Origin of the sequence: Hymenobacter cellulosivorans (assembly GCF_022919135.1) — a bacterium.
GTDB classification, from domain to species: Bacteria; Bacteroidota; Bacteroidia; order Cytophagales; family Hymenobacteraceae; genus Hymenobacter; species Hymenobacter cellulosivorans.
The window spans coordinates 896,908-911,258 of record NZ_CP095049.1 but is presented as its reverse complement, the minus strand read 5'-3'; the positions used below and the strand labels follow the sequence as shown (position 1 = coordinate 911,258).

The 14,351-nt window shown below is 60.7% G+C and carries 5 protein-coding genes; 2 read left to right on the top strand and 3 right to left on the bottom strand.

Annotated features, from left to right (window positions below; translation table 11 throughout):
- Positions 1 to 374: 374 nt before the first annotated feature.
- Positions 375 to 3,116 (bottom strand): 4-alpha-glucanotransferase, encoded by a 2,742-nt coding sequence (locus tag MUN80_RS03965; RefSeq protein WP_244719919.1) that lies wholly within the window; start codon positions 3,114 to 3,116, stop codon positions 375 to 377.
- A 379-nt stretch (positions 3,117 to 3,495) separates the two neighbouring features.
- Here MUN80_RS03965 and MUN80_RS03960 point away from each other — a divergent pair, with 379 nt between their 5' ends.
- Entirely contained in the window at positions 3,496 to 8,640 is a 5,145-nt protein-coding gene (locus tag MUN80_RS03960) for a translocation/assembly module TamB domain-containing protein (protein WP_244719917.1), read from the top strand.
- A gap of 36 nt (positions 8,641 to 8,676) precedes the next feature.
- Positions 8,677 to 11,001: a translocation and assembly module lipoprotein TamL gene (gene tamL / locus MUN80_RS03955; RefSeq protein WP_244719915.1), complete on the top strand. Its 2,325-nt coding sequence runs from the start codon at positions 8,677 to 8,679 to the stop codon at positions 10,999 to 11,001.
- Positions 11,002 to 11,007: 6 nt separating this feature from the next.
- Here the strand turns inward: tamL and MUN80_RS03950 are convergent, their stop codons facing one another.
- Together MUN80_RS03950 and MUN80_RS03945 are read right to left on the bottom strand one after the other, a co-directional pair.
- Positions 11,008 to 11,589 carry a hypothetical protein gene (locus MUN80_RS03950; RefSeq protein ID WP_244719912.1) on the bottom strand — a complete coding sequence of 194 codons (582 nt, stop codon included), beginning with the start codon at positions 11,587 to 11,589 and terminating at the stop codon, positions 11,008 to 11,010.
- 186 nt (positions 11,590 to 11,775) lie between these two features.
- The gene (locus MUN80_RS03945; protein ID WP_244719909.1) at positions 11,776 to 14,340 is read right to left on the bottom strand and encodes an FdhF/YdeP family oxidoreductase; all 2,565 of its coding nucleotides are present in this window, start codon (positions 14,338 to 14,340) and stop codon (positions 11,776 to 11,778) included.
- Between the last annotated feature and the right edge of the window lie 11 nt (positions 14,341 to 14,351).

Genomic DNA, 14,351 nt, shown 5'->3' with positions numbered 1-14,351 from the left:
CTCCAATTGCACACTTGTAAGGATTTTTGGATTAAGCGAAGCTTACGAAACGCTGAGAAACCTGGATTTATCCCAGGACTAATACGTAGGTGATTTTCGCGCTACAAACTTATAGTCCTATCCCAATGGAGTTTCAGGTTTTTGCCAAAAGCCCTGATCCACTCGCTGAATGGTAAGGTCTGCTTGCTGAATGTGTCTGAATGATAAGACAGGAAAAATGCTATATATAGAACTGGGTTCATAGCTGATCTTGCGCCGAAGGGGGTGGTGGCGCCGGGCTATGTAAGCCCGGAATGCATAAAAAAACGGTTTCACCTTGACGATGAAACCGTTTGAATACTAGTCCGCTAGTTAGCGGGAAGTGGTCCAGGGCATTAGTACACCTGCAAGCGGCGGCTCTGGATTACCAACTGCTGCACCTCGTGGTTGAAGCCTATTTCCTGTACCAGGTCTTCCAGGTTCAGGTGCAGGCGGTACTTCCAGAAGTGGGTTGGGTTGCTGGGCACATTGATCTGCTCGTCGAGCGGATTTTTACGGCGCAGGTCGGCGTCCATGGCCAGCAAATCCTGGAGCGGAAATACGGCCCACATGGCCGGGGAGTGCAAGTGCTGCAGCGTGATTTCGCGGGCCACCCAGGGTTCACAGTAATACGGCGCGGCCTCACCCCAGTGGCCCAGGGTGTTTTCGAAGAAACGCTGGGTCTGGATGGGGTCTTCTTCCCACCAGCCCCGCACCGTGCTCATGTCGTGGGAGCCAGGGCTAACCACCGACAGGTAAGGTGCCGCGTTGGGATGACCAAACTCTACGCTAGGGTCGGAGGGCATGCGCTGGATGTTGAGGCCCAGGATGCCCAGGGCCTTCATCACACCCGGCACCGACTCGGGCACCATGCCCAGGTCTTCGCCGCAGATGAGCATGTTGGTGGCGTAGCGTACGGCTGGCAGCTTCACCATGCCCTGGTCGCGCCAGAACTCCTCGTGCCGCCGGTAGAAAAAGTCGTTGTAGAGGTCGTGGAGGCGGTGGCGGGTCTGCTCATCCAGCTCCCGGAAGGAGTAGGTTTTGGGCAGCGTGATGCGCGGGTGGTAGAAGTCGGGCTGCTGCTCGGCGGGTACAAACAGTACCTCGTTTACCAGCTTGTAGAGGCTGGTGCGCAGCCACACGTAGTGCTCGGTGTTAAGCGGATCAGCGGCTATTTTCTGGTCGAAAATGGCCTCAATCTGGCGCTGGGTACGCACGTGCTCCTTGAGGTGAAATACGCCGTAGCTAGCCTCGTCCAGGAACTCGTTTTTCACCGCTTCGGCCTGCTCCTTGAAGATGTCGGTCAGGATGTGCCAGCGGATGTAGGGCTCACACAGCCGGGCGTAGTCAAACCAGCCGATGCGCTGCTCGATTTCGTGGCGGTGCAGGGGCAAAGCCGGGGAGAAGTGACCCAGCAAGCCCTCCACTGAGTGGCCGGGCATTTCCCAAATTCGGAAAAAGCCCAGGATATGGTCGATGCGCAGGGCGTCGAAGTAGCGGGCCAGGTGGCTCATGCGCTGCTTCCACCACAGGTAGCCATCCTCGGCCATCCGCTCCCAGTTGTAGGTCGGGAAGCGCCAGTTCTGGCCGGTGGTGGAGAAGTCGTCTGGCGGGGCGCCGGCCTGCTGGTCCATGTGGTAGAGCTCGGGCTGGGTCCAGGCGTCGGCCGAGTGGCGGTAGATGCCGATGGGCAGGTCGCCTTTCATTACCACCCCGCTCTGACGGGCATGCTCCACGGCCTCGCGCAGCTGCTTATCGAGGTGAAACTGGGTGAAGAAGTGCAGGCCAAACTCGTCGAAGTCCGGCTGGGTTTCGGCTGTCAGCTCGTCCAGGTTCCGGGGCGTCTGGAACTCGGCAGGCCACTGGGAGAAGTCGGCGGTGTGGAACCGGTCCCGCAGCGCGGAGAAGGCCGCGTAGGGTACCAGCCAGCTTTTCTGCTCCTCGCGGAAAGCCTGAAACTCGGGGTCAGCCAGGAATGTGGCTTTCTCCTGCTGGTACAAGGTCTTGATGAACTGCCACTTGGCCTTCATCACCGGCTCGTAGTCCACGAAGTCCAGCTCGTTGAACTCGTCGCGCAGCTTGTCCAGCTCCTGGCGGTCGGCTACTTCCCGGAACTCGGCAATTTCGTCCAGGTTGAGGTATTGCGGGTGCAGGGCAAAGACCGAAATGGCCGCGTATGGGTAGGAATCAACCCAGGTGTGGGTAGCGGTGGTATCGTTGATGGGCAGAATCTGCACCATTTTCAGCCCGGTGCTGGCGGCCCAGTCGATGAGCAGCTTCAGGTCGGGAAACTCGCCTACGCCCAGGCCGCGGCGGCTGCGCAAAGCAAAAACCGGCAAGGCCACGCCGGCCCCGCGCCAGTGCCCGGTGGGGTAGCGGAAGCCTTCGTCGGCCCGCACGCGCAGGGTTTTGCGGTCGGCCGAAGGCGAAATAACCCGGTCGTCGCCGGCTTCCAGGTGCAGAATCTTCTTTTCCCGTGGGTCCCAGACGCCATACTTGTACTGCGTCGTGCGCTCGGGGTGTTCCAGGGCCACGTCGGCAGTCCAGGTCGGGTAGCTGCTGTCGGAGAGAATAATGGCCTTGCGGGCATCCCAGGCGCCCAGGGCCGGGTCGGAGCCGAGCACGCAGAGCTGGTGGTCAGAATCCACACGCGGGGCTACCAGCTGGAAGCGCACTACCGAATCGGCCAGACGGGCCGGTGCTGGAGTGGCTTTACCGGCGGGCCGGGCCGGGCGGCGCATCAGGGCCTGGGTAAAGGCCGCGGTGTGCAGCTCATTTTCGGGCTGGGCCGCGGCCCGCCAGTAGTCTTCCCGCACAATGCGGCTGAACTGCCGACCGTCGTATTCTACCCGGCGGTTTTCGCCCCATTCCCAGTCTTCGTTACCGGTGCGCTCATCCAGCAGGATGTACTTGTACTCTACCGTGCCGGCCTGGTCGTCGGGCAGGCTGATTTCCTGGCTCCAGATACCGGAGGCCGGGCTATAATGCAGGTTCAGGGCCTGGGCCAGGTTCCAGGAACCCAGGCTGGGTTCGGAGCCGCATACTACCAGCCGCTGGCCCCAGGCAGTGTGGAAGGGCAGGGTAAAACGAAGAATCATGGGAGGGTGGAAATCGAATTGGAGGCGAAAGATAATAGAGTGTTGGAGTAAGTTTTTACTCTGAAGGTGTAATTGATTAGTTGCGTAGTTAATTGCGGTGCTAGGGGTGTTTTTTTTGCTGATTAATGTTCAGCTAAACAGTGATTTATGCCTGAGATTGGCTTGGTTGGGGGTTGCTCGACTTTTAGATAATTTTTTGTATTGAAAAAAGTATATGTTTTAACGACGAGCTTCTCTTGAGGGCCGCCGTCTTATAGCGGGCAAAAGCCAACCTCGGAGGCATTTTTTTCGTTGGGACGGGCGGACCTTTTACTGTTTTTGCGCCATTAACTCTCTACCTACTTACGCCCGCCGCGCCCTTTACGCTGTATTGGGGTTAGTGGCCTTTGTGCTGCTGCTGGTAATCGTGGCCGTGGTGGCTTTGCAATTTCCCGCGACGCAGGACTTCGTGGCCCGCAAGGCCGAAGGCTATCTGCGCGACAAGCTGGGCACGGAAGTGCGCATCGGCAAGTTCCGCACCGACTTCCGCAATGCCATTGCCTTCGACAACGTCTATCTGGAAGATCAGCAGCGCGATACGCTGCTCTCGGTTGGCCACTTGGGGGTGAATCTGGACTTGTGGTCCTTGACCAAGTCGCAAATCAACGTCAAGTCGGTGGAGCTCAACGACGGTACGCTGCATATCAAACGTACTGAGCCCGACAGCGTTTCGAACTACGACTTTATCGTGGCCGCCTTTGCCACCGGCGACACGGCCACGGCGGCCCCGGCCGACTCGACCGGCGGTTTTAAGTACAACATTGGCGACCTGCACTTATCCAACATCTTCCTGACCTACCAGGACCAGGTCGATGGCAACGACATCCGCGCCAAAGTAGGCGACCTGGCCGTGGCCATGGACGAAGTAGACGTAGACCAGTCGATTTACCGCATCAACACGGCCGCGCTGAAGAACACCAGTGTGGGCATTGTGCAAAGCAAGGTGCCGCCAGACACCCCTTCGGAGCCCCTGACCACGACCTTCGGGCTGAACAGCGCTGCGCTCAACAACGTGAGCCTGACCTACCGCAACAACGTGGCGGCCCAGTTTATCAGCACCCGCATCGGCGAGGCCGAAGCCACGGCCGACAACATCGACTTGATTAAGTCGCGCGTGGACTTAAACACATTGCGGCTGCGCAATACCTCGTTTGCCTACGCTCAGAACGAAAATGTGCCGGTCGAGCAGCGGGTAGTAAACCCGGCCGAAGCCGTGCGGGATTTGAACGAATCGGTAGAAAAAGCCACAGGCTCGGCTACGAGCTGGGTTGTGACGCTCAAGAAGTCGGATGTCAGCGGCGTGGACGTGGCCTTCGACAACTTCAACCAGCCCCGGCAGCGCACCCGCGTACCGGGTATGGACTACAATCACCTTAAGTTCACGGATCTGGTGCTGAACACGGAGAACCTGTCGTACTCCGAGAACAGCACCACGGGCCGCATCGTGAACCTGGCCGGCAAGGAGCAAAGCGGCTTCCAGGTGCAGAGCGCTACGGCCGACGTCATCTTCGACTCGGTGCAGACCCGCCTCGACAACCTGGATTTGCAGACGCCCCACACCCGCATCCGTCAGACCCTGGCTATGCGCTACAAGAGCCTTGATGCCCTGGCCGATACCAAGCAGCTGCCCAACCTGGGCATCGAAGGCGACCTGCGCAACGTACGCCTGGGCTTCCGCGACATTCTGTACCTGGCTCCTGATCTGGCCGGCACGGCTCCGTTTAACACCGGCCCGAATCAGTCGGTGCTGGTGAGCGGCCGGGTGAGTGGGCGCGTAGGGGATATGCGGATTCAGAACCTGGAATTCGTAGGCTTCCGCAACACGGTGGTGAAGGCCAGCGGCCGGATTGTGGGCTTGCCCGAAACCGACCGGCGCCTCTACACCGACCTCAACATTGCCCAGTTCACGACTTCCGACGCGGATATTAAGAGTCTGCTGCCCAAGGGCACGATTCCGGCCGAGTACCGCCTGCCCGGCCGCATGACGGTGGCCGGTACCTTTAAAGGCCGTCCCACGGCCCAGGTGTTCGACGCCAACCTGCGGGCTACCACCAGCTTCGGCAACGCCACGGCTAAGGTAGATATGGGCGAAGGACCCAAAGGCCAGGAACCCATCAACGCGACCTTCACCACCCAGGGCCTCGACGTGGGCAAGTTTCTACGGGACCCCACCATTGGCAAAGTCACCGCCAACGGCCGCCTCACTGCCCGGGGCCTCGACCCCGCCCAGATGCGCGGCAAGTTGGTCGCCAACGTGCAGAGTGCCCGCTACAACGGCTATAACTACCGCGGCATCACGGCCAACGTGGACATCGACCGGCAGATATACAAGGTGGACGCCCGCAGCAAGGACGACCCCAACCTGAACCTGGACTTGCTGGCTACCGTGAACCTGCGCGACGCCAACAACCCGACCTATACCGTAGACCGGCTCAACCTGCGCGGGGCCAACCTGACGGCCCTGGGTTTCTACACCGGTGGCGACCTGCGCATTCAGGGCGACCTGCAAGCCAACATCAGCGGCTCGGATTTGAACTCGCTCAACGGCACGTTCTCGGGCCGGCGCATCGTCATTGTGAAGGACAAGCAGCCCTTCGCCCTCGACTCGCTCAACGGTCGGATTCTGCAGCGGCCAGGCCGTACCGAGGTGGACTTTGCTTCCAACGTGCTCGACGCTACCCTGCGCGGCAACACCCGCCTGGGCGACCTGGCCTTGGAACTACAGCGCCACATCGACCGGTACTTCGATTTGCCCGGGGTGCGCTACACGGCTTCCAACGTCTACCGGCAGTTTACCTTCGACGCCAACCTGAAGAATCCGAAAATTGCTACCCAGCTGGTGCCGGGCCTCAAGCAGATTTCGCCCTTCAAGCTGACCGGCAGCTACGACAGCCGCGCCGCCAACCTGACCGTAAACAGCCGGATTCCGTTGATTGTGTACGACGCTTACCGTCTGGACTCGCTGCGGTTCAACGTTACCTCGGACCCGCAGAAGCTGGACTATGCCCTGCGGCTGCGCCAGGCCAGCCAGGATACGTCCCTGCGTTTGCCCAATCCCAGCCTGACCGGCAGCATTGCCAACAATAAAATCGGCACCAACCTGCGCATCGCCGAATCCGACAGTGTGCAGCGCCTCAACGTGGCCGGGGTACTCCAGGTCTTCAACCAGGGTGACGCCTATGCTTTCAGCTTCGGCCCCAACCTGGTGCTCGACAACCAGAAGTGGGACGTGGCCCCCGACAACGAGGTACGCTACACTACGGCCACCGGGGCCATTTTCGCGCGTAATGTGCGGCTCAGCCAGGGCAACCAGGTGCTGGCCCTGCAAACCCTGCCCGGCGCCCAGTATCCGCTGCAAGCCACCATCACCAACTTCGACCTGAACGGCTTGGCCAAAGCGGGCGGTATGCCCGACTCCATGGTAGCCGGCACCATCAACGGGCAGGCCGTGGCATTGAGCATCGGGCAGCCCCGGCAGGCCTTTACGGCTGATTTGGCCCTAACCAACTTTGCTTATAACAAAGCCCTGATTGGGGACGTGACGCTGAAAGCCACTAACCCTACGCCGGACCGCTACAACGTGGACGCCCGCCTGACCAACGCTGCCGGCACCGACGTGCGGGCTATAGGCTACTATCTGGCCACGCCGCCCAGCCCGATTCAGTTTGCTATTACCGTCAACCGTTTCGACATTAAATCGGCCGAGGCCTTCTCGGCCGGGCAGTTGCGCGAATCGGTAGGCGGCATTACCGGCAACTTGGCCGTGAGCGGCACCGTGAGCCAGCCCGTTATCCGCGGGGCTATTACCACTACTCCCGACGCGGGCTTTACCGTGAGCCAGCTGGGTGCTCCTTACCGCCTGCCCAGCCAGACGGTAAACTTCAGCGAGCAGGGCCTGACCTTCGACAACTTCACGGTAATCGACTCGGTGGGCAACAAGGCGGTGGCGTCGGGTACGGTGTTTACCCGCAACTACATCGACGACTACCGCTTCAACCTGAACGTGGTAACCGACAAGTTCCTGGCCATTCAAAGCTCCCAGCGTGACAATCCGTTGTTCTACGGCCGTTTGGTCGTGGATTCGGACACGCGTATTACCGGCAACCTGAACCTACCCGTGGTGCGTACCCGGGCCGTAGTGGCCGAGGGCTCCGACCTGAAGGTGGCCGTGCCCAACGACGAGGCCGGGCAGGTGTCGAGTGAGGGCATCGTGCAATTCGTGGACTTCAGCGCGCCCGTCGATACCGCCCTGGCCCGGCAGATAGCGCAGGACACGGTGAAAACGGCTTCCGGCTACGACATTACGGCCACCGTGACCGTGAACGACAACACGCCCTTCACCATCATTATCGACCAGGCCTCGGGCGACAACCTGCAGGTGCGCGCGGCCGGCACGCTCCGGACCGCCATTGACCCCAGCGGTACCATCACGCTCAACGGCCGCCTCGACGTGACCGAGGGCAAGTACGCCATGTCGCTCTACGACCTGGCCTCCCGCGAATTCGACATTGCCAAGGGCAGCACCATTTCCTGGACCGGCGACCCGTATAACGCCCAGCTCAACGTGTCGGCTATCTACAACGTGAAGGCCCCGCCGGCCGAGCTGCTCTCGGCTCAGGGTGGCAACGATGAAACCCTGAACGCGGTAAGCCGCAACCAGCTGCCGTTTCAGGTATACCTGAACGTGACCGGCGAGCTGCTCAAGCCTATCATCAGCTTTGATATCAAGCTGCCCGAAAGTGCCCGCAGTGAGTTGCGGGGCCCCATCGAAGCCCGTCTGGCCCAGCTGCGCCAGCCTAGTGAAAGCACTGAGCTCAACAAGCAGGTATTCTCGCTGCTGGTGCTGAACCGCTTTCTGGCCCAGGACCCCTTCAAGTCGAGCAGCGGCAGCATCGTGGCCAACCAGCTGCGGGGCTCGGCCAGCCAAGTGCTTACCCAGCAGCTCAACAACCTGACGGGTAGCTACCTGTCGAACCTGGGAGTGGAGCTGGGCGTGAATTCCTACGCCGACTACTCCTCGGGGGCTGAGAAAACCCGCACCGACCTGAATGTGGCCGTGCGCCGGCAGCTGCTTAACAACCGCCTTACCGTGCGCCTCGGTACTGATGTGCCCCTGGGCGGCGGCAACCAGGCTTCTACCGGCCAGAACCAGGCCGGCGTGAGCAGCTTCGCCGGCGACGTGAGCGTGGAGTACAACGTGCTGGCCAACGGCCGTATCCGCCTGCGGGCCTTTCGCAACAACGCCTACGGCGACATCGACGGGCAATTCGTGCGCACCGGCGCTTCGCTCATCTTCCAGCGTGACTACCGCGACCTGGCCGACCTCTTCAAGGGCATCGACGACGTGGTAAAGGAAGAAGTGAAGCAGGAACGGCGGCAGCGGCGGCGGGAAAAGAAAACCGCCCCCGACTCGACCCAGACGCCCGGTGCCCTCACTCGCCGCGACTCGGTGCGCGCCACGCCGCCCACTACCTCCAGCCGTTAAGTTTTCGTTTCAAGCCGTTTCACCTAGTTCCGTTCCGTGTCAGTAGCTCGTCGCCTTTCCGTTGTTTCTGTTCCCTGTTTGCGCGTGCTGGCCGTGGCGGGTACGCTGCTGGTCAGCGGCTGCTCGGGCACGAAATTTCTGCCCGAAGGTGCCAAGCTCTACACCGGCAGCACGGTCAAGATTAAGTCGGAGGCGACGGTGCCCAACGAGGCCGCCCTGCAAACCGAGCTTGAAAGCGTAATTACGCCCAAGCCTAACGCCTCCATTCTGGGACTGCGGCCCAAACTCTACTTCTGGCACATGGGTGAGGGCAAAACCAAGGGCCTGGGCAAGTGGCTGGCCAACAAGTACGGCGAGCGGCCCGTGCTCTTGAGCGAGGTCGATACTAACCGGGTGAAGGGCCTCATGGTCAACCGCCTCAACAACAACGGCTACTTCAAGCCCAGCGTAGGCAGCAAAGTACAGGTAAAGGACCGCACCGCTTCCGTCGACTATACTGCCACGGTGGGCAAGCCTTACACCATCAAGGAAATTCACTTCCCCGAGCGCGACACCCTCATTGACCGCGCCATCCGGGCTACCGAGTCGGCCTCGCTGCTCAAAGTCGGGGACCCGTACAACCTGCAGACGCTCATCAACGAGCGGGCCCGCATCGACGGGGTGCTCAAAAACCAGGGCTACTACTATTTCACGCCCGATTACCTGCTGTTTCAAGTCGACAGCACCCTGGATAACCAGGTGAATGTGTACCTGAAGATAAAGGCCAGCACCCCGCCCCGGGCTGCTAAGCCCTACATCCTCCACAACATCACGCTCAATACCAGCTACAACCTCTCCGACACGACCCAGAGCCAGAACCCCATCCGCTACCAGGGCTACCGCTACCTGCCCGACGAGAAGATGTTCAAGGCCCGGGCCATTACCAATGCGGTGTTCCTGTACCCCGACAGCCTCTACCGCCGCCGCCGCTCCGACCAGACCCTGAGCCGCCTGATGAGCCTGGGCACGTTCAAGTTTGTGGATATGCGCTTCCGGCCCGCCCGGGCCAAGGCCGACTCGGCCGGCTACGGCTTCCTGAACTCCTTCGTGCGCATGACCCAGGTGCCCAAACAGTCGTTGCGGGCCGAGGTGCTGCTGGTCAGCAAGTCGAACGGCTTCACCGGGCCCGGCTTCCAGGTGCAGTACCGCAACCGCTCGGCGTTGCGCGGGGCCGAGCAGCTGCTAGTCAACCTGACCGGCACCTTCGAAAACCAGACCCAGGCCGAAACCAACACCATCGGCATTACCTCCTACGAGCTCGGCATCGATGCCCAGCTGCTGGTGCCCCGCCTGATTACGCCGCCCTTCAACATCCGGTTGGTCAACTCCGACTTTCAGCCCCGTACCAGCTTTGGGGCCGGCTACCGCTACGTGCAGCGGGTGCAGGCTTTCCAAGAAGATGTGTTTAACCTGAACTACGGCTACACCTGGAAAACCAAGCTCACCAACGAGCAGGAGTTGCGCCCCATCGATATCCAGTACATTCGTCTGGGCTCGGTATCGGAGGAGTTTCAGAAGCTGCTTGATAAGAACTCCTTTCTGGCCAACAGCTTCCGCCAACAGTTTATCTTGGGTAGCAGCTACCGCTACACCTACAACCAGCAGGCCCTGGAGCAGCGCCGTAACCAAGTGTACTTCAGCGGCGGCCTGGAAGTATCGGGCAACCTGGCTTACTTGGTCAGCAACCTCACGGGCCAGACCAAGACTGTGAATCCCAAAGACCAAACGGCAGCCTACACGCTGGCGGGGCAGGAGTTTTCGCAGTACACCAAGGTCGATCTGGAGTTTCGCAACTACTTCCGTACCTCGTCCAACCCGACCAGCGGCAACAAGATTGCCACCCGCGTGCTGATCGGGGCCGGCGTGCCTTACCTCAACTCCACGGTGATGCCCTACCTGAAGCAGTATGGTATCGGGGGGCCCAACAGCGTGCGGGCGTTCCGGGCGCGGGGTATCGGTCCGGGTACGTACACGCCCGCCTCGGATGAGCAGAACAACACCTCGTTTTACGACCAGGTGGGGGACATACGGCTGGAGGCTAACGCCGAATACCGTCAGGACTTGTTCCCCTACGTGAAGGGCGCTTTGTTCGTGGATGCGGGCAACATTTGGCTGGTCAACCCCGACCCGACCCGGCCGGGCGGCGAGTTTAAGGCTAACAGCTTCCTCAACGAGCTGGCCGTAGGTGCCGGTGCCGGTATCCGCATCGACGTGCAGTTCTTCGTTATCCGCTTCGACGTGGCCATGCCCGTGCGCACGCCCAACGGCGGCTCCGGCAGCGGCACGCCCACGTACAACATTGCCATCGGCTACCCCTTCTAAGCCGGCTTAGCCCGCTATCCGCTGGTAAAAGGCCCATATTTCTTCCGACTGAAAGTTGCTGCCGTCCAGGGTCCCGCCTTGGCTAAGCGGCGTCTTGATGCCCAGAATTTCGGCTGCGGCCAGCTGCCCGCCCGCTGCCACAAAAGCGCGGTACACGGTCTGGTCGAGGAAGGTGGGCAAGCGGTTTTCGGGTAGTCCTTCGCTAAGTAAGCTGGCAAAGTCCAAACCTTCCTGCTTGGTATACGTGCCCTGCCACGGGTCGAGCAGGCCGATGGGGGCGTCAGTGCCTTCTTCAGTGGTGCGCTCGGCTACCAGCAGGGCTCCGTAGGCATTACGGCCAATGACAACCCGCTCCACACCGGGCTCTAACAGGCCGGGCCACAGGTCCAGAACGGGGTTCAGCTGGGGCAGCTCCGCGCCAAAGAGGTAGAGAAACCGGTCCTGGTACCAGCCCGCGCCTACCTCGTCGTACATCATCCGCCACAGGCTCTTGTCGAACTTATCGGCGAAGAAGTCGCCGGGCGGCACGGCGGGCTCGGGGCGGCCAAAGTGCTGGGTGAAGATGGAAATTTCAGAATCGGAGGACATAGCAGCGCGCAGTAGGGAAAACAAGATTACGAAGAGAACGAGAGTTTTGCCGGGCGAATGCGGGAAATGTGCCAAGCCATCTTTACCAGAACGCCCTTTACTCCAGCTGGAATAAAGGGCGTTCTGGTAAAAGACGCGTTATATCGTGCAAAGAATCGACTGCCTCGCTGCCTGCAAGTCCTAGCGTTAGACTTCCTGGGTGGCGGCTACCCGGGCTTCGAGGTATTCTTCGGTGCTGTCCAGGGCCAAAGTCGGTACCACCGTTACCACCACGTACTTGGAAGTTGGCGTGTTGCTGACTTTGGCCACGGAGCCAACGGGTACCAGCGGATTGGCTTCGGGGAAATAGGCCGCCACGTTGCCTTTCGGAATGTCGTAGGGCACGGCAATGAATTTCTCCACCGTGCGCTCTTCGCCCTTGAAGTGGCTGGTAATGTCAATCAGCCCCTTGGCTTTGATGCCGCGGGTAGCCATGTCCTGCACGTTCATAAACAGCACCCGCCGCTCGCCATACACGCCGCGGTACCGGTCGTTGTAGTCGTAGATCGTCGTGTTGAACTGGTCGTGGCTGCGGATGGTCATCAGCACGATCTGGTCGGGCTTCAGAGTATGCTTCTCAAAGTCGGTGGTCGAGAAGTTGGCCTTGCCGTTCTTGGTGGTGAATTTCCGCTCCCGAGGGCCGTTGGGCAGGTAGAAGCCGCCGGGCCGCCGTAGCTTCTCGTTGAAGCCTTCGAAGCCCGGAATGACCCGGCTGATATGGTCCCGTATAACGTCGTAGTTCTCGGTCATGGCCACCCAGTCGGCAATGTTGATTTTGGTGCCCAAGGTAGCAATGGCCACACCGCAGAGGATGGCGACTTCGCTCATCATCTGGCCTTCGAGCGGGATGAGCACACCTTTGTTCTGGCTGACCACACCCATCGAGTTTTCGCAGGAGGTCATCTGGTGGCCCGACCTCTGCATGTCCACGTCGGCGTGGGTGAAGCAGGGCAGCAGCAGGCTGGTTTCGCCGGTGGTGAGGTGGCCGCGGTTAAGTTTGGTGCCTACGAACACCGTGAGCTTTTGCTTGCGCATGCCCTCGGCAATTACTTCGGTGTCGGGGCCGGCGGCCAGCAGGTTGCCGCCCAGGCTGAAGAACACCTTGGTTTTGCCTTTGTACATGGCCTTGATGGCCTCCACCGTGTCGTAGCCGTGCTCGTAGGGCGGCTGGAAGTTGAACTCCTTGCCCAATGAATCCTGGAACTCCTTGGTGGGCTGTTCCCAGACGCCCATAGTCCGGTCGCCCTGCACGTTGGAGTGGCCCCGCACCGGGCAGGTGCCGGCCCCGGCCTTACCGATGGCGCCCTTCATCAGGTGCAGGTTCACGATTTCCTGGATGGTTTGCACCCCCTGGCGCTGCTGCGTAACGCCCATAGCCCAGCAGGTGATTATCTTCTGCTTGGTAGCAATGATGTTGGCCGCCTCCAACAGCTGAGCCCGCGAAATGCCGCTGACTTCCTCAATATCCTCCCAGCTGGTGTTGCGGATATTCTGCTCAAACGACTCGAAGCCGGTGGTGTATTTGTCGATAAAAGGCCGGTCGACGACCCGGCCGGGGTTACGGTCCTCGGCCTCGAAGAGGTGCTTCATAATGCCGCGCAACACGCCCATGTCGCCGTCGACCCGCACTTGCAGGAATAGGTCGGTAATTTGGGTCCCGTCGCCCATCAAAGCACCCAGGGCCTTCAGGGGGTTCATGAAGTCCTGAGGATTCTTGAAGTGGTTGAGGCCGGCTTCCAACAGGGGGTTGATGCTGATAATCTTGGCTCCGTTGCGTTTGGCCTTTTGCAGGGCCGTGAGCATGCGCGGATGGTTGGTACCCGGGTTCTGGCCAATGATGAGAATGACCTCGGCCTCGTGAATATCGTTGAGCGTGACCGAGCCTTTGCCTAAGCCCAGCGTGGGGCTCAAGGCCGCCCCGCTGCTTTCGTGGCACATATTGGAGCAGTCGGGCAGGTTGTTGGTGCCGAGCAGCTTGGCAAAAAGTTGGAACAGAAACGCCGGCTCATTAGGCACCTTGCCCGAGGTGTAGAATACCGCCTCATGGGGCGAGTCCAGGCTATTTAGGTTGTCGGCAATGAGCTGGAAGGCGGCGGGCCACTCGATGGGGGAGTAGTGGTTGTCGCCGGGGCGCTTCACCAGCGGGTGGGTGAGGCGGCCGGCGTTGTTCTGGTCCCGGTCCGTCATCTTCGACAGCTCCGCCAGGCTGTAGCGGGCAAAGAACTCGGGGCCGGCGGCTTTATCGTCGGCGTCAGAAGCAGTGGCCTTGGCGCCGTTTTCGCAGAATTCGGCCACGGAGCGGTGGTTGTCGGGGTCGGGCCAGGCGCAGGAGGAGCAGTCAAAGCCGTCCTTCTGGTTCATGCTCATCAGGCCCCGGGTGCCCCGGCTCACGCCGCCTTCACTCCAGCTAAACTGCATCGACTTGATAACCGCCGTAACGCCAGCCGCTACCTTGGCTTGCTCTTCCAGGCGCAGGCCGGTTGGGGCATCCGGGGGCTGGGCCAGAATCGGGTGCTTGTACTTGGCGTTGGCTACGTCGGGGGCAGGTATCACGCTTTCGTCTCGTTCGTGTTGGGGGTCGGGGCGGTAATGGTCGTTGGTGGGCGCGGCGCCTTGGTCGGGTCGTTCCCCGCTTTTGGGGGCGTTGGCTTCGGCGCCTTGCTGTTCGGTTTTGCCAGCTTGGCTGGGGTCTTCGGCGGGGGACTTTTCCATGGTAGCAGAAC